The organism is Gillisia sp. Hel1_33_143 (assembly GCF_900104765.1).
Taxonomy (GTDB): domain Bacteria; phylum Bacteroidota; class Bacteroidia; order Flavobacteriales; family Flavobacteriaceae; genus Gillisia.
The window spans coordinates 2340124-2356784 of the sequence record NZ_LT629737.1 but is presented as its reverse complement, the minus strand read 5'-3'; the positions used below and the strand labels follow the sequence as shown (position 1 = coordinate 2356784).

General features: G+C 35.0%; 18 protein-coding genes. 11 read left to right on the top strand and 7 right to left on the bottom strand.

Annotated elements, in window-relative coordinates; genetic code table 11:
* Window positions 1-44: 44 nt before the first annotated feature.
* The 8 genes from scpA to BLT84_RS10850 all read left to right on the top strand — a co-directional run bounded on the left by scpA (window position 45) and on the right by BLT84_RS10850 (window position 8492).
* Entirely contained in the window at window positions 45-2180 is a 2136-nt protein-coding gene (gene scpA, locus BLT84_RS10885) for a methylmalonyl-CoA mutase (RefSeq protein WP_091265591.1), read from the top strand.
* A 78-nt stretch (window positions 2181-2258) separates the two neighbouring features.
* Complete coding sequence (locus BLT84_RS10880) at window positions 2259-3140, top strand: SDR family oxidoreductase (RefSeq protein WP_091265588.1); 882 nt, start codon at window positions 2259-2261, stop codon at window positions 3138-3140.
* Between the two features lie 130 nt (window positions 3141-3270).
* The gene (locus BLT84_RS10875) at window positions 3271-4035 is read left to right on the top strand and encodes a ParA family protein (protein ID WP_091265584.1); all 765 of its coding nucleotides are present in this window, start codon (window positions 3271-3273) and stop codon (window positions 4033-4035) included.
* Window positions 4036-4038: 3 nt separating this feature from the next.
* Window positions 4039-4941, top strand: a complete 903-nt coding sequence (locus tag BLT84_RS10870; RefSeq protein ID WP_091265582.1) for a ParB/RepB/Spo0J family partition protein — start codon at window positions 4039-4041, stop codon at window positions 4939-4941.
* Window positions 4931-5533 (top strand): DUF5683 domain-containing protein, encoded by a 603-nt coding sequence (locus tag BLT84_RS10865; RefSeq protein WP_034891582.1) that lies wholly within the window; start codon window positions 4931-4933, stop codon window positions 5531-5533. The genes BLT84_RS10870 and BLT84_RS10865 overlap by 11 nt, the downstream gene beginning before the upstream one ends.
* 2 nt (window positions 5534-5535) lie before the next feature.
* Complete coding sequence (gene dapB / locus BLT84_RS10860; protein WP_091265577.1) at window positions 5536-6240, top strand: 4-hydroxy-tetrahydrodipicolinate reductase; 705 nt, start codon at window positions 5536-5538, stop codon at window positions 6238-6240.
* A gap of 56 nt (window positions 6241-6296) precedes the next feature.
* Window positions 6297-7856 (top strand): signal peptidase I, encoded by a 1560-nt coding sequence (lepB, locus tag BLT84_RS10855; protein ID WP_091265573.1) that lies wholly within the window; start codon window positions 6297-6299, stop codon window positions 7854-7856.
* A 15-nt stretch (window positions 7857-7871) separates the two neighbouring features.
* Entirely contained in the window at window positions 7872-8492 is a 621-nt protein-coding gene (locus BLT84_RS10850; RefSeq protein WP_091265570.1) for a WbqC family protein, read from the top strand.
* Window positions 8493-8497: 5 nt separating this feature from the next.
* On the opposite strand, the gene BLT84_RS10845 is transcribed toward BLT84_RS10850, so the two are convergent.
* From BLT84_RS10845 to BLT84_RS10815, 7 genes are all read right to left on the bottom strand, one after another.
* A complete protein-coding gene (locus BLT84_RS10845) occupies window positions 8498-9523 on the bottom strand; it encodes an endonuclease/exonuclease/phosphatase family protein (RefSeq protein ID WP_091265568.1) in 1026 nt (341 codons plus the stop codon).
* Window positions 9524-10426, bottom strand: a complete 903-nt coding sequence (locus tag BLT84_RS10840; RefSeq protein ID WP_091265566.1) for a rhomboid family intramembrane serine protease — start codon at window positions 10424-10426, stop codon at window positions 9524-9526.
* Entirely contained in the window at window positions 10427-11170 is a 744-nt protein-coding gene (locus BLT84_RS10835; RefSeq protein WP_091265563.1) for a rhomboid family intramembrane serine protease, read from the bottom strand.
* Entirely contained in the window at window positions 11171-13042 is a 1872-nt protein-coding gene (gene mutL / locus BLT84_RS10830) for a DNA mismatch repair endonuclease MutL (RefSeq protein ID WP_091265560.1), read from the bottom strand.
* A gap of 6 nt (window positions 13043-13048) precedes the next feature.
* Window positions 13049-13336, bottom strand: a complete 288-nt coding sequence (locus BLT84_RS10825; protein ID WP_172822452.1) for a hypothetical protein — start codon at window positions 13334-13336, stop codon at window positions 13049-13051.
* Window positions 13337-13443: 107 nt separating this feature from the next.
* Complete coding sequence (gene ribH / locus BLT84_RS10820) at window positions 13444-13941, bottom strand: 6,7-dimethyl-8-ribityllumazine synthase (RefSeq protein WP_034891555.1); 498 nt, start codon at window positions 13939-13941, stop codon at window positions 13444-13446.
* A gap of 8 nt (window positions 13942-13949) precedes the next feature.
* The gene (locus BLT84_RS10815; protein WP_034891552.1) at window positions 13950-14720 is read right to left on the bottom strand and encodes a tetratricopeptide repeat protein; all 771 of its coding nucleotides are present in this window, start codon (window positions 14718-14720) and stop codon (window positions 13950-13952) included.
* A 145-nt stretch (window positions 14721-14865) separates the two neighbouring features.
* Between BLT84_RS10815 and recF the strand changes: the two genes are divergently transcribed.
* The 3 genes from recF to BLT84_RS10800 are packed head-to-tail and all read left to right on the top strand — an operon-like array spanning window position 14866 to window position 16659.
* Window positions 14866-15945 carry a DNA replication/repair protein RecF gene (gene recF, locus BLT84_RS10810; RefSeq protein ID WP_091265557.1) on the top strand — a complete coding sequence of 360 codons (1080 nt, stop codon included), beginning with the start codon at window positions 14866-14868 and terminating at the stop codon, window positions 15943-15945.
* Window positions 15942-16379, top strand: coding sequence for a lipocalin family protein (locus tag BLT84_RS10805; RefSeq protein ID WP_091265549.1), 438 nt, complete (start codon window positions 15942-15944; stop codon window positions 16377-16379). The genes recF and BLT84_RS10805 overlap by 4 nt, the downstream gene beginning before the upstream one ends.
* Window positions 16363-16659, top strand: coding sequence for a DUF721 domain-containing protein (locus BLT84_RS10800; RefSeq protein WP_034891543.1), 297 nt, complete (start codon window positions 16363-16365; stop codon window positions 16657-16659). The genes BLT84_RS10805 and BLT84_RS10800 overlap by 17 nt, the downstream gene beginning before the upstream one ends.
* The last annotated feature ends 2 nt before the right edge of the window (window positions 16660-16661 follow it).

The window sequence follows — 16661 nt, the reverse complement described above, 5'->3', positions numbered from 1 at the left end:
AAATATAACTGCTGATATTTTTCAGCTAGAAGAATTTACAAGCAATGCCTAGAAAAAATCTTCAAAATATCACTTTAAAGAGTTCGGTTTCTAGCGAAACTAAAAATTCTGATAACTCTAAAGTTTTTAAAACCGCAGAAGAGATCGATTTAAAACCGACCTATTCCGCAATGGATATAGAAAATGCAGAGCATTTAAATTTTGCTGCAGGAATTCCTCCTTTCTTAAGAGGACCTTATAGCACCATGTATGTGAGCAGACCTTGGACCATTCGCCAATACGCAGGTTTTTCTACCGCAGAAGAAAGCAATGCTTTTTATAGAAGAAATTTAGCTGCAGGGCAAAAAGGACTTTCAGTAGCTTTTGATCTTCCTACGCATAGAGGTTATGATAGCGATCATGAACGCGTGGTAGGAGATGTTGGAAAAGCAGGTGTTGCCATAGATTCTGTGGAAGATATGAAAATCTTATTCGATCAGATCCCATTAGATAAAATGTCTGTATCTATGACTATGAATGGAGCGGTACTTCCTATCATGGCCTTTTATATAGTGGCGGCAGAAGAACAAGGTGTAGATAGAAAAGACCTTTCAGGAACCATTCAAAATGATATTCTAAAAGAATTTATGGTGCGTAATACTTATATCTACCCACCTACTCCTTCTATGAAGATCATTTCAGACATTTTTGAGTACACTTCTCAAAACATGCCAAAATTCAATAGTATTAGTATCTCCGGATACCATATGCAAGAGGCCGGTGCAACTTGTGACATTGAACTTGCTTATACCCTTGCGGATGGATTGGAATATATCAGAAAAGGATTAGAAGCCGGAATGGATATAGACAGCTTTGCTCCTCGTCTTTCTTTTTTCTGGGGAATTGGAATGAACCATTTTATGGAGATCGCCAAAATGAGAGCTGCGCGTATGTTATGGTCGAAATTGGTAAAACAATTCAACCCAAAAAACGAAAAATCTTTAGCACTTAGAACGCATTCACAAACCAGCGGATGGAGTTTAACAGAGCAAGATCCTTTTAACAACGTTGCCAGAACCTGCATTGAAGCAGCTGCGGCAGCCTTTGGAGGAACTCAAAGTTTACACACCAATGCCTTAGATGAAGCTATTGCTTTACCTACAGATTTCTCTGCACGTATTGCAAGAAATACTCAGTTATTTCTTCAGCAAGAAACCAAGATCACTAAAACAGTAGATCCCTGGGCTGGAAGTTTTTATGTTGAAAGTCTAACTAACGATATTGCTCAAAAAGCCTGGAAACTTATAGAAGAAGTGGAAGAACTTGGTGGAATGACCAAGGCCATTGAAGCTGGAATTCCTAAATTGAGAATTGAAGAAGCTGCAGCTACCAAACAAGCCAGAATAGATAGCGAAACCGATATTATTGTAGGTAATAACAAATACAGACTTGAAAAGGAAGACCCATTGGTTACACTTGAAGTAGACAACCAAACGGTAAGAATTCAGCAAGTTGATAGATTAAAACAAATTCGAGAAGATCGAAATTCAGAGAAAGTAAATAAAGCCTTAGAAGCTTTAACCGATGCTGCTGAAAAAGAAAATGGAAATTTATTAGCTTTAGCAGTAGAAGCATCTAGAGAAAGAGCCACTTTAGGTGAAATAAGTGATGCCCTAGAAAAAGTATATGGCAGATATAAAGCCAAAATTCAATCTTTTAGCGGAGTTTATTCTAAAGAGATGAAAGACAACGAGTCCTTTAAAAAAGCAAGAGAGCTTGCCAATAAGTTTGCTGAGCAAGATGGTAGACGTCCAAGAATAATGGTAGCCAAAATGGGACAAGACGGTCATGATCGTGGCGCTAAAGTGGTAGCAACCGGTTATGCAGATCTTGGTTTTGATGTGGATATCGGGCCGCTATTCCAAACCCCTGCAGAAGCTGCGAAGCAAGCTATAGAAAATGACGTTCACATTTTAGGCGTATCTTCTTTAGCTGCAGGACATAAGACTTTAGTACCTCAAGTAATTGAAGAACTAAAAAAACACGACAGAGAAGATATCATGGTAATAGTTGGAGGGGTAATTCCTTCTCAAGATTATCAGTTTTTATTCGATGCAGGAGCAGTTGCTGTATTTGGGCCGGGTACGAAAATTAGCGAAGCAGCAATTCAATTATTAGAAATTCTTATAGAAGAAGAATAATTTATATTCCTCTTCAATTTAATACAATCAACCAATTAGCGCAAGGCCTAACCAGACTTGCCACTAAAACTTATAAATATGGATTTTACAAAAAAAATGCTGAGAGATGACGCTTTAAAAGGCAAAACCATTGTTGTAACCGGCGGAGGTAGCGGATTAGGTAAAGCTATGAGCACCTATTTTCTTGAACTTGGAGCCAATGTGGTAATTACTTCACGAGACCTGGAAAAACTAAAAAATACTGCAGAAGAGATGAGATCTCAAACTAAGGGAAAGGTTTTACCTGTACAATGTGATGTTCGTAATTATGAAGAGGTTGAAGCTATGGTAAAAGCCTCTGTAGATGAATTTGGATCTGTAGATGTACTTTTAAACAATGCAGCTGGAAACTTTATCTCGCCCACAGAACGTTTGAGCGCTCATGCTTTCGATACCATTATAGACATAGTTCTTAAAGGAAGTAAAAACTGCACACTAGCCTTCGGAAAGCATTGGATAGACAATAAAGAGGAGAATAAAACTATACTTAACATCGTTACTACTTACGCATGGACGGGTTCTGCATATGTAGTTCCAAGTGCAACTGCTAAAGCAGGAGTTTTAGCCATGACACGTTCTTTAGCGGTAGAATGGGCGAAATATGGTATTAGATCTAACGCTATTGCTCCAGGACCTTTCCCAACTAAAGGAGCTTGGGATAGATTACTGCCTGGAGACTTAAAAGAGAAGTTCGATCTTGCTAAAAAAGTGCCGTTAAAACGTGTTGGAGAGCATCAGGAATTGGCTAATCTAGCTGCATACTTGGTTTCAGACTTTTCTGCCTATATAAATGGTGAAGTTGTAACTATAGATGGCGGCGAATGGCTGAAAGGTGCAGGACAGTTCAATTTATTGGAAGCCATCCCGGAAGAAATGTGGGATCAGCTGGAAGCAATGATCCGCGCTAAGAAAAGTAAATAAATAACTGATAACGAGATTCGTTACATTGTAAAAATCCAGAATATTACGAAACTGTATAAGCTGTTAACAAAATCATTTTATATAGCTGTAATAAATTGTATTTTTACCCCTCATAAATTGAAGATATTTAATGGGTAAAATCATTGCTATTGCAAATCAAAAAGGAGGTGTTGGCAAAACTACCACCTCTGTTAACTTAGCAGCCTCTCTTGGGGTTCTTGAAAAAAAGGTATTGTTAATTGATGCCGACCCACAAGCGAATGCTACTTCTGGATTAGGTATTGATGTAGAACAGGTAGAATTTGGAACCTACCAACTTTTGGAACATTCTATCAAAGCGGAAGAAGCTATTATTAAAACCAGTTCTCCTAATTTAGATATCATTCCTTCTCACATAGATCTTGTTGCTATAGAAATAGAACTTGTAGATCAGGACGAGCGTGAATATATGCTTAAAAAAGCTATTACTCACCTAAAAGAGAGTTATGACTATATATTTATTGACTGTGCTCCTTCTTTAGGACTGCTAACTTTAAATGCACTTACCGCTTCAGATTCGGTGATCATTCCAATTCAGTGTGAATATTTTGCATTAGAAGGGTTGGGCAAACTATTGAACACTATTAAAAGTGTTCAAAAAATTCACAATAAAGAATTAGATATAGAGGGCTTATTGTTAACTATGTACGACTCTCGACTTAGACTATCAAATCAAGTAGTAGATGAAGTGCAGAAACATTTTAATGAAATGGTTTTCACTACAATCATCCAGCGAAATGTACGTTTAAGTGAAGCACCAAGTTACGGGGAAAGTATTATCAATTATGACGCTGGTAGCAAAGGAGCAAATAATTATTTGAGCCTTGCCCATGAAATCATAAAGAAAAACATGTAGAAGATGGCGAAAGCTACTAAAAAACAAGCGTTAGGAAGAGGCCTTTCAGCATTACTGAAAGATCCTGAACAAGATATAAAATCTGCAGAAGATAAGAATGCAGATAAACTGGTAGGGCATATTGTAGAATTGGAACTAACTTCTATAGAAGTAAACCCATTTCAGCCTAGAACCAGCTTTAATGAAGATTCTCTTAGAGAATTAGCTTCTTCTATTAAAGAATTAGGGGTAATTCAACCAATAACGGTAAGAAAATTAGAGTTTAATAAATATCAATTAGTTTCAGGAGAACGAAGATTCAGGGCTTCTAAATTAATTGGACTTGAAACAGTTCCTGCTTACATTAGAATAGCGAACGATCAGGAATCTTTGGAGATGGCCTTGGTAGAAAATATCCAACGTCAAGATCTTGATCCTATAGAAATTTCACTTTCATATCAGAGATTGATAGATGAGATCAATCTTACCCAAGAGCAATTAAGCGAGCGTGTTGGAAAGAATAGATCTACTATTGCTAACTACTTGAGATTATTAAAGTTAGACCCTATCATTCAAACCGGAATGAGAGATGGATTTCTATCTATGGGGCATGGAAGAGCCTTGATAAATATTGAAGATCCACAACTACAATTAGACATTTACGAGAAGATCTTAGAGAAATCTTTGTCTGTAAGAGATACCGAAAAATTGGTGCGTGAACTTAGTGGAAACTCTATAGAAAAACCCACTCCAAAAGCGAAACCACTTCCACAGGAATTCAAAAAAGGAATTAAAGAATTCTCCGATTATCTTGGCGCTAAAGTAGACGTGAAGGTTGCCGCCAAAGGAAAAGGGAAATTAATAATACCTTTTACTTCCGAAGAAGATTTTAACCGACTTAAAAAATTAATTCAGGGTGAAGCTTAAGAAATTACTTTCGCTACTCTCGCTTTTACTAGCGTTTAATTTTCTTGCAGCTCAGGAAGACTCACTTTCTGTTGCTAATACCATCAAAGAACCTATTGTTCAAAAAGATAAAAAAGAAGAGTATAAAGAATATAATCCTTTAGCACCTGCTAAGGCTGCTTTTTACTCTGCCGTATTACCAGGTTTAGGGCAGGCCTATAATGGAAAATATTGGAAAATTCCTATAGCTTACGCTGGACTAGGGATCGGAATTTATTTCTATTTAGACAATGATAAACAATATGACCGGTATCGAGATGCCTATAAGCGTAGATTAGCAGGTTTTACAGACGATGAATTCTCGAGGGAAGATGGTACGCAACGAGTAACCAATGACGGTTTAATAAGAGCTCAAAAAGTCTACCAGCGTAATAAAGAAATTTCTTTATTGGTAACAGTAGGTATATATGCCTTAAACATAATAGATGCTAACGTAGATGCACACTTACAACAGTTTAATGTAAGCGAAGACCTTTCTTTTAAGCCTACAATGAACTATGATAGAATTTCAGGTAAAACAGGCTACCTATTATCATTAAATTACAACTTTTAGATATGAGAATCGCACTTTTAGGCTACGGAAAAATGGGGAAGACCATTGAAGGTATTGCTGAGGAAAGAGGTCATGAAATAGTTTACAAGATCAAAGAAGATATTAAAAATTATGATTTTAGCAAGGTAGATGTTGCAATAGATTTTAGCGTACCTACGGCTGCCTATAACAATATAACCACTTGCATGAGACATCAAGTTCCTGTGGTGAGCGGTACTACCGGTTGGTTAACAAAATACGAAGAAGCTGTGAAGATCTGTAATGAAGAAAATTCTGCATTTTTATACGCTTCAAATTTTAGTATTGGTGTAAATCTATTTTTTGAATTAAATCAAAAATTAGCAAAAATGATGAGTCCTTTTTCTGATTATAAAGTAGAAATAGAAGAAGTTCACCATACGCATAAGCTAGACGCTCCTAGCGGGACAGCTATAACTCTAGCAGAAAAGATCATTGAACATTCTTCCAAAAGTGGATGGAAACTAGATGAAGCAGGAGCCAATGAAATTCCTATTACCGCGAAGAGAATAGATGAAGTGCCTGGAACTCATACCATAGCTTACAATTCTATTATAGATTCTATAGAAATAAAACATACTGCACATTCTAGAAAAGGTTTTGCCTTAGGTGCCGTAATTGCGGCTGAATGGTTGAATGGCAAAAAGGGAGTTCATTCCATGAAAGACGTACTTTCAAGTTTAAGTTAGTTTAACTGTAACGGTTCAAATTAAAATTACACTAATACCAGTAAAGTATTTAGATTATGACATTTACACAATGGTTTATATTTTTCCTGATAGTTCAGGTTATTCATTTTTTAGGAACATGGAAACTATACGTTAAAGCAGGAAGAAAAGCCTGGGAAGCGGCAATACCGGTATACAATGCTGTAGTTCTAATGAAGATCATTAACAGGCCTTGGTGGTGGACAATTCTTTTATTTGTGCCTATTGTAAATCTAATTATGTTCCCGGTTATTTGGGTAGAAACCATTAGAAGCTTTGGAAAGAACTCTACGCTAGATACTGTTCTTGTAATTGCTACCCTAGGATTCTATATATACTACATAAACTATATTGAAGATGTTACTTATATTGAGGAAAGAAGTCTTCAGCCTAAGACCAGCACAGGAGAATGGATAAGCTCTATACTATTTGCTGTTATTGCTGCAACAATTGTTCATACTTATTTAATTCAACCCTTTACCATTCCAACTTCTTCATTGGAAAAAACGTTATTGGTTGGAGATTTTCTATTTGTAAGTAAATTTCATTACGGTGCCAGAACCCCTATGACGGCAGTTGCTTTTCCCATGGTTCACGATACTTTACCATTTGTAAATACTAAATCATACCTCTCTAAACCTCAAATCCCTTATTTCAGATTTCCCGGATTTGAAGATATAGAGCGATCAGATATTGTTGTTTTCAACTGGCCAGTAGATACTATGAGATACATGACCACTACAGATAAGTACTACTATAAGCCTATAGATAAGAAAACAAATTATGTAAAAAGAGCTGTTGGTGTAGCAGGAGATTCGCTACAGATCAAAGACGGGAAAGTATTTATAAATTCCAAGCCCTTAAACCTACCGGGAAGAGCAAGATTACAAACTTCTTATATTGGAAAAACCAAAGATCAGCCTTTAAATCCACGCGTTATGTATCAATTATATGGAGTTACAGATCCATATCGATATGATCAAAACAGCAATACATTTTGGATAAATCTAACAGATGGAGAATTTGAGAAATTTAAGAACGATCCCAATGTAGCCAGCGTACAAAGAGTCATTAATCCTGCAGGTAATAAAGATCGCTCTGTGTTCCCTCAAAGCGAAGATAATAATTGGAATCAAGATAACTTCGGACCTATTTTCATTCCAAAAGCAGGAACTACTACTCCCCTTACTATAAAAACCCTACCATTATATAAAAGAATTATTGAAGTATATGAAGGTTCTGAAATGGGAATTACCAATAAACTGTCCACAAATGGAACGCAGGTACTATTAAACGGTACTCCTACAAATTCTTATACCTTTCAGCAGGATTATTACTGGATGATGGGAGATAACCGCCACAACAGCTTAGATAGCCGTTATTTTGGATATGTACCCTTTAATCATGTGGTTGGAAAACCTGTATTTATATGGATGAGTTGGGACACTAACGCTAGTGGGTTAGATAAGATTCGTTGGAATAGATTATTTACTACCGTTAAAGGAGATTCAGATCCTGTTTCTTATTTACCATATGCCGCCATTATAGTAGCAATTGGTCTTGGTTTTAGTTATTTCAAGAAAAGAAGAGACGCTTAGATCAACTTATAATTTATGCAAGATATTCTAGTTCATCTCCCCTATTTTGGCTCTATTGTGCAATTTAGAGAAATGCTGAGATCTGGTTCGATCTACGTTGAAAATGAAGACAACTATCAAAAGCAAACCTATCGCAATCGTATAAATATCTACGGAGCTAATGGGAAGTTAACTTTGAATATTCCAATAAAGCATTTGCATACTCCAGGTGTAAAACAGCATCAAAAGTATAAGGAAGTTAGGATCGAGAAAGAATATAAATGGCAGAAGCAGCATTGGAAATCCTTGCAATCTGCCTATAAGACCTCCCCTTTCTTTGAATACTATGAAGATGATCTAGCGCCGCTTTATCAAAAAGAGTACAAGTACTTAATAGATTTTAATTATGCTTGTTTAGAAGCTTTAGAAGAGTGCCTGCAGTTAGAGCTTAATTATAATAAAACAACAGCGTATCAAATATCACCTGAAGGAGTTTTAGATAAGCGTGAACTTATCAATGCCAAAAAAGATCATGTATTACCGGCTTATACTCAGGTATTTGATGAAAAACATGGTTTTATATCCAATTTATGTATTGTAGACCTTCTATTTAATGAGGGCCCAAATACTTTAGATTATCTGGAGTCTTTACAGTAGTATACTTATAGTTCTATCTTGGTTACAATTGGAAAGTGATCTGAATACTCAACAGGGAACACTTCAAAAGAATTAATCTTTAGCGCTTTATCTATCAATGCAAAGTCAATCCTTAAAGGAAAATAATTAAGATCAAAAGACTTTCCAAAACCACTTCCTACCTCTAAAAATGCATCGTTAAATTTGTCTGCCTTAATTTTTTGATAAATGTAGGAGAAGGCAGTATTATTAAAATCGCCCATTACAATAGTTCTATAAGGAGAACTTTCTATAGCAGCTATAAGCATCTCCGCCTGGTTTTGCTGAAGCGAAAAACCGTAGCCTATTCTTCCTATCAACTTCTTAGAATCTTCCTTCTGAAGATCTGAAATTGCCGGCTGAATGTTCAACGACTGGAAATGTACATTAAAGACGCGTAAAGTATCTTCACTTTTTACAACATCTACATAAATAGCATTATTATTTCCGTCTTCTGGAAAATCTACAGAACCCTTATTGATCATTGGAAATTTAGAAAATATTCCAGAACCAAATTCTGATGCTTTTTCCTTTAAAACAATGTATTGATATGGAAATAACTCCTTTACATTAGACACATTAATTGCGTGCTCCTGGGTAGTTAAAATATCCGGGGCCTTTTCTTTAATGAATTCTGAAATTTTCTCGGGGATGTTTTTTTGTTCCGTCCACTTATAAGAATTGAACATCCGTACGTTATAACTCATCAATACTAGCTCAGAAGCACTTCCTGCATAATTCTCTTCTGAAAATTGAACCCATGCGAACACATACTTGTAACCTAAAATAAGAACGAACAATGATAATAAGAACTGTCTCTTAAACCTGATAGCCCAAAATATTAAAAATATAATGTTGGTTAAGATTAGAATAGGCACGGCCAAGCTTAAGACCGAAAGTAACGGAAAAGATCTAGGGGGCACATAAGGGAGCAAAAAAGAAAGCAATAGCGCAAAGGCAGCTATTAAATTTAAAATGAATATAACCTTATCTAAAACACCTAGTTTCTTCATTTAATTCTCTTTTCCTGCGTGAAACAAAAAGTCCTTTTCCTGTTTAGTAAGACTATCATAACCACTCTTACTAATCTTATCTAGGATAGAATCTATTTTTTGCTGTTTCTCATCTTTGCTAATATTCTTTTTAATCTGTGTTTTAGAAGTAGAAGTTTGCGGCTTTTTATAAACCGTTCTCATCTTTGGCTTCTTATTATTTTTAGATTCAAACAATGATAAGAACCATTCTATACCTTTTTCAAAGCCAGCACCTATATCATTACCTTTTGCCAGTTGTTTCGCATATAAAAAACCTAATAAGGCGCCTCCAAGATGCGCAAAATGTCCTCCGGCATTTCCAAATGGGATTTGGATCACATCTAAAACCACTAAGAATGCTGCGATATACCAAAATTTTATCGCTCCAATGAACATCAATCTGATCTTAAGATCTGGAATATGGGTTGCTATAGCTACCAATACCGCCATCACGCCGGCAGAAGCTCCAATTAAATATGATTTACCTGTTGCCTCAAATGCAGGAAACAGATTATAACTTAGCATATATATTAAAGCACCAAAAATCACCCCTAAAAAATATACAGTGAGTAGTTTTTTGGAAGAGAAATAGCTTAAAAAATAGGTGCCGGAATAATATAGAATAAGCATATTAGACAAAATATGCCAAATTCCCGAATGCAAAAATGAATATGTAATTATAGACCAAGGTTTGAAGAGAAACTCACCAGGATCTTTTGGAAAGACTAACCAACTCATTAAAAAATCTGATGGGATCTTAAATAAGAAAGCGATAGTCTGAACAAGAAAAAATAAAATAAATACCAGCACATTGATAGCAATGAGCTTTTCTACCACATTGGCCGTTTGAAACTTATATTTAATTTTTTCTTTAGTTGTCATTTAATCCCACCTGTTTTGATTGAATTGATTCTTTTTCCAGTAATACATCATGATAAATCCAAATAATGCACCTCCAACATGGGCAAAATGTGCAATTCCACCTCCAAATAAAGAATATCCGGTAACTCCTGAAAATAGATCTATAGCTATAAGTACAGGAATAAAATATTTAGCTTTAATTGGAACCGGCACAAAAATAAGGAATAGTTCTACGTTAGGAAACAACATTCCGAATGCAACTAAAACACCGTAAATGGCTCCAGAAGCCCCTACTGCGGGAGTATTGTAAGCCGTGTACATACTTTCTACTGTATCTCGTGAGACAGAATTAAGAATGGCATTAGGAAATTGCCCAGTATCTAAGATATTTTGAATTTCTATAGAATTCAACCCTGCGTTCACTAAGGCAGTGTAAGCGCTTTCTACCTGATAATAATTAACGAGGCTGTGAATTAAAGCTGCACCTATCCCACAAGAAAAATAAAAGAAAAGGAATTTCTTCTGACCAAGTCGTTGTTCTATAGGACTTCCAAAAGCCCACAGTGCATACATGTTGAACAAAATATGCATAAACCCACCATGCATGAACATGTGAGTTAAAATCTGCCAAATTTGAAAATTTTCATTTTTAAAGAACCATAATGAAAATAATTGATAGGCATAATCACCAAGGATCATTGTACCTACAAAAAATAGAACATTTGCAATTATAAGTGCTTTAACCGTATCTGTTATTCTTCCCATCTACATGAATTTTTTTTCTAGTTCTTCAACCGGCAAGGTAATAAAAACAGGCTTGTTAAATGGAGTTAAGCTTGGCTCTTTACAAGCAAATAATCCATTTACAATATGCAACTGCTCTGTATCATTTAATAAATTCCCAGATTTAACTGCCATGCTTTTCGCAAGTGATTTCGCAAGGAGATCTGTTTGAGAAAAATTGTTTTCCGGCACTTCATTTTCAAAATCAGAAATAAGCTGTTCTAATAACATTTCCACCTCACTTTCAGAGACTGTTGTTGGAATCCCTGTTATCTCTACAGAATCTACTTTAACTTCAGAAAAGATAAATCCCGTTTGCTCTAAAGCGTCCATAATACCTTTAAGCAGTTCAATTTCATTACTACTAAATCTTAGAACTAAAGGAAATAATAATTGCTGACTTAGTGCTGCAGAAACTGTAATGCTCTTTAACAACTCTTCATACAATATTCTGGTATGCGCTCTATGTTGATCTATTACGAGCATTCCATTTTTAAGCGTGCTAATGATAAACTTTTTATTAAGCTGAAAAGTAGAATTCTGAGTCTTTTCAACTTTCTGAGCACCAAAGAGATTCCCTGTTACTTCTTCACTCTCAAATTCTATAGCTTTCACATCAGCATCTAAATTCATATTAGAAGATTCAGATTGTAAGCCTGTATATAGGCTCTCCCATCCTGCTGTAGATTCCTTTTTAAAATTATTTCTAAAAGAAGTAACAGAATTCCCGCTAAAAGAGGAATCGTTTTTAAAGGGATTAAAATTTCTATCTACCTCCACTTGTGGCGTAGATGCAGGCCTGTTTTCGTAATTATAAGGAGTGTCCATAGAAGGATCTCTTTCAAAATCTAAAACTGGTGCTACATTAAATTGTCCTAAACTATGCTTTATAGCACTTCTTAAGATGGCATATAATGCATGTTCATCGTCAAACTTAATTTCAGTTTTGGTTGGATGAATATTGATATCGATACTTTTAGGATCTACTTTTAGATATAAAAAATAACTAGGATATGCCTTATCTTTCAAAAGCCCCTCAAATGCAGCAGTAACAGCATGATTTAAATATGGACTTTTAATAAATCTATCATTTACAAAGAAGAATTGTTCTCCACGAGTGCGCTTTGCATATTCCGGCTTACCTACAAACCCTGAGATCGTCAGAATTTCTGTCTCCTCATTTACCGGCACCAATTTCTCGTTGGTTTTACCTCCCAGTATATTGGTAATGCGTTGACGATAATTGGTTTCTGGCAATTGAAATAATTCGCCAGAATTGTGAACTAGAGAAAAAGCGATATGTGGATGTGCTAAAGATACCCTTTGAAATTCGTCTATAATGTGACGAGTTTCTACGGCATCAGATTTTAAAAAATTTCTTCTGGCGGGAATATTATAAAATAAGTTCTTTACACTAATAGAAGTTCCGGCCTTAGTAACACAAGCTTCCTGAGAGATAATCTCACTACCTTCAATTTTAATACAGGTTCCTATTTCGTCCTGATCTCTTTTGGTCTTAAGTTCTACGTGAGCAATAGCCGCTATAGATGCCAAAGCTTCTCCCCTAAACCCTTTGGTATTAAGGCTAAAAAGATCTTGAGCAGAAGTAATCTTTGAGGTGGCATGACGCTCAAAACTTAATCTGGCATCGGTAATACTCATCCCTACACCATCATCTACGATCTGGATAAGAATTTTACCTGCCTCTTTTATAAAAACTTGAATATTTTTTGCTCCCGCATCTATAGAATTCTCTAGTAATTCTTTAATTACAGACGCAGGTCTTTGAACCACTTCACCTGCAGCAATTTGATTGGCTACATGATCTGGTAGCAGATGGATAACATCTTTCATGAAAGCTTAATTCCTAAAAATGGATAAATCGAAGTCTATGATCCATAAGAAGATCAAGATTAGTACAATTATAATGTAGATAACTCTTTTATTGATCTCGCGATTTCCACGAGTTCTACTATTAGTTCGAGCCTCAGCCCAATGAGAACCAAAATCTATAGAATTGGTAAGATTTTTATATTTATTGAATTTTGAATCAAACTCGTATATATTACCTTCATCCTTACCTTTATAATAACGTGGAGTGTAATTATACCGGGTGTTCTTTCTTAATTTGGTAATACTAACCTTCAAAATACTTTGCTTTATGGATGTTCAAATTTACTTAAAAAGCTTTAGAAAATAAAGCTTGATCAAGTAAAATAATTGAAACAGCAATAATGGCTAATGTATAGATCTTATTAGAATCTAGCGTCTTTACGTAACTGTGCCATTTTAATAGCCGTAATTCCCGCTTCAGCACCTTTGTTACCGTGCTTTCCACCAGACCTGTCTATAGCCTGCTGCATGTTTTGATCTGTAAGAACGCAAAAGATAACCGGAATGTCATTAAGAACATTCAAGTCTTTTATTCCCTGACTTACTCCCTGACAAACAAAATCAAAATGTTTAGTTTCTCCTTCTATTACACTACCAATGGCAATAACTGCATCTAGCATATCATAGCTTTCCTGCATTTTCTTGCAACCGTAGATAAGCTCAAAACTTCCTGGAACATTCCATCTTACAATGTTCTCATTTAACACTCCGTTCTCTTTAAGAGCTTGAAAAGCTCCATTAAAGAGTCCTTCTGTAATTTCTTCATTCCATTCAGAAACAACAATTCCGAAGCGAAATTCTTTCGCGTTCGGAACTGTATCTTTATTATAATCTGAAAGGTTTTTACCTTGTGTAGCCATAGTTTAGCTTATTTCATCGCTTCAGCGCGACCTAGATAAATTGCAACTTGTCCTGCTTCTGGAGTATTTGCGTATTCATCTTTAATTTTATTAAGATATTCTGATGCTTTTTCTCCTTTTCCTAATTGAATTGAAGTGATAGCTGCTTTTAATAAAAATCTTGGTGCTGTAAAATCATTAGATCTCATAGAAGCCGCTTTATCATAATAATTTAGCGCTTCTTCAGGCTGTTCTAGTTGCATAAATGCATCTCCTATTCCACCTGTTGCTAATGGTGCTAAGATCTCATCATCACTTTTAAAGTCTTCAAGATGATCTATAGCTTCTTGGTATTTATTAGTGTTTAAATAAGAAAAACCAGCATAGTAATTAGCCAGATTTCCAGAAGAAGTACTTCCGTAATTGTCAATAACATCTAAGAACCCGTATTTTCCTTCACCACCGTTTAAGGCCATGTTGTATAAAGAGTCGCTTTGAGCTCCAGAACTTGCTAAAGCCGCGTCAAAATATTCTTGTGCCTGAAACATTTCGTTAGATGCCTCATTTTCTTTTGGAGTATGAATAAAACGCTCATACCCTAAGTATCCTAATACTATTACAATAGCTAACCCTACAATAACGTAGATGATCTTTTGATTGCCAGCTACCCATTCTTCTGTTTTACTTGCCCCTTCGTCAAGACTATTAAATACCTCCGCAGTTGTTGAATGTTCTTCAGCTACATGAGTTTTCTCTTCTTGGGTAGTTGGTTTATGCCCTTTTTTCTTGTAAGTCGCCATAAATTAGGTTTAATGAGTGGCAAAAATAAAATTTTTATTCATATTTTAAAGGGAAAATATTTCTTATTTTGTAATATTTTCATCCCTATTCTATTACCTTTACTTAAAAGATTATAAATTTTAAATAGCTGAATTACAGCGTTTTATGTTTTTGAAATCCCTCTCCTTAGTTAATTATAAGAATTTTGACTCCGCTTCTTTCGATTTCGATTCTAAAATAAATTGTTTGGTAGGTCATAATGGTGTCGGTAAGACTAACGTTCTGGATAGTATATACCACCTCTCTTTTGGCAAGAGTTATTTCAACCCAATTACCAGTCAGAATATCAATCACAATAGCGATTTTTTTGTGATTGAAGGTACTTTAGATAAGAATGATAGAGAGGAGCATGTACTGGTAAGCGCCAAACGCGGACAGAAAAAGGTGATTAAGCGCAATAATAAACCCTACGAAAAGTTTAGTGAACATATTGGCTTTATTCCTGCAGTTATGATCTCTCCCGGAGATAGAGATCTTATTCTTGAAGGTAGCGAAACACGCAGAAAATTTATAGATGGGGTTATTTCCCAGAGTGACCAAGATTATTTAAATGCATTGATACAATATAGTAAAGTAGTAGCGCAAAGAAATGCGCTATTAAAATTTTTTGCTGCCAATTCTAAATTTGATAGAGATACACTAGAGATCTATAACGCCCAAATGTGCAATCTAGGAAATAAGATTTTTAATAAGAGAAAAGAATTTTTAAAAGAGTTTATTCCCATCTTTAATAATCGATATTCAGAGATCACTAATGATAAAGAGAAAGTATCTATAGCATATGCTAGCAAGTTATTTGAAACTCCTCTTGCAAAACTCTTAGAAGATAATCTTCAAAAAGACATGGCATTACAATATACCAGTGTTGGTTTGCATAAAGATGATCTCAGTTTTGAAATTGCAGAATATCCTATCAAGAAATTTGGATCTCAAGGCCAGCAAAAATCATTTTTAATCGCTTTAAAATTAGCTCAATTTGATTTTATTAAAAACATAAGCAAAGCCAATCCTATTTTACTTTTAGATGATATCTTTGATAAATTAGATGAACAGCGGGTGGCTCAAATTGTAGCGCTAGTTGCAGAAAATGAGCTAGGTCAAATATTTATAAGTGATACCCATGCAGATAGAACAGAGAAAGTTGTAAAAGAAAGCAATCAATCTTACAAAATATTTAAATTATGAAAAAGGCTTCATTCTTCTTACTAGCGTTATTAACCATAGCATGTAATACTGAAGATCCTAAAGAACAATTAAAGCATCTTAACGGGTATTGGGAAATAGATCAAGTACAATTTTCGAAAGATTCTATTAGAGATTTCAGTATTAGTGAACATATAGATTATTTCGAAATTGCAGATGGTTCAGGATTCAGAAAAAAAGTAACGCCTCAATTTGATGGCTCTTATAAGGTAAATCCAAAAACAAGTGAAGAAGTTAAAGCTGTAATAGAAGATGGTGAATTAACCTTGTATTATTCTACACCATTTGATTCTTGGAAAGAACAGGTTTTAAAAGCCAGCGATAAAAAATTAAGCCTTAAGAATAGTAGAGGCATTATTTATAATTACAATAGATATACACCACTTTTAAAAGATGACAATGAAAAAGAGGAATAATGAAAATATGAAATTAAGTGATGCTTTGCAAAGCTTTGTTTCATCAAACAAGTTGCAAAAAGGATTAGACAAGGTAAATGCCAAAGATGTTTGGAATGCTCAAATGGGTCCGGCTATAGAAAAATATACTACCTCTATTAAATTAGATGGAAATACACTTTATGTTCAGTTAAGTTCATCGGTTTTACGAGAAGAGTTAAGTTATGGAAAGGAAAGGATCATTAGATTACTCAATGAAGAACTTGGCAAAGAACTTATCAATAAATTGATATTGCGTTAAAA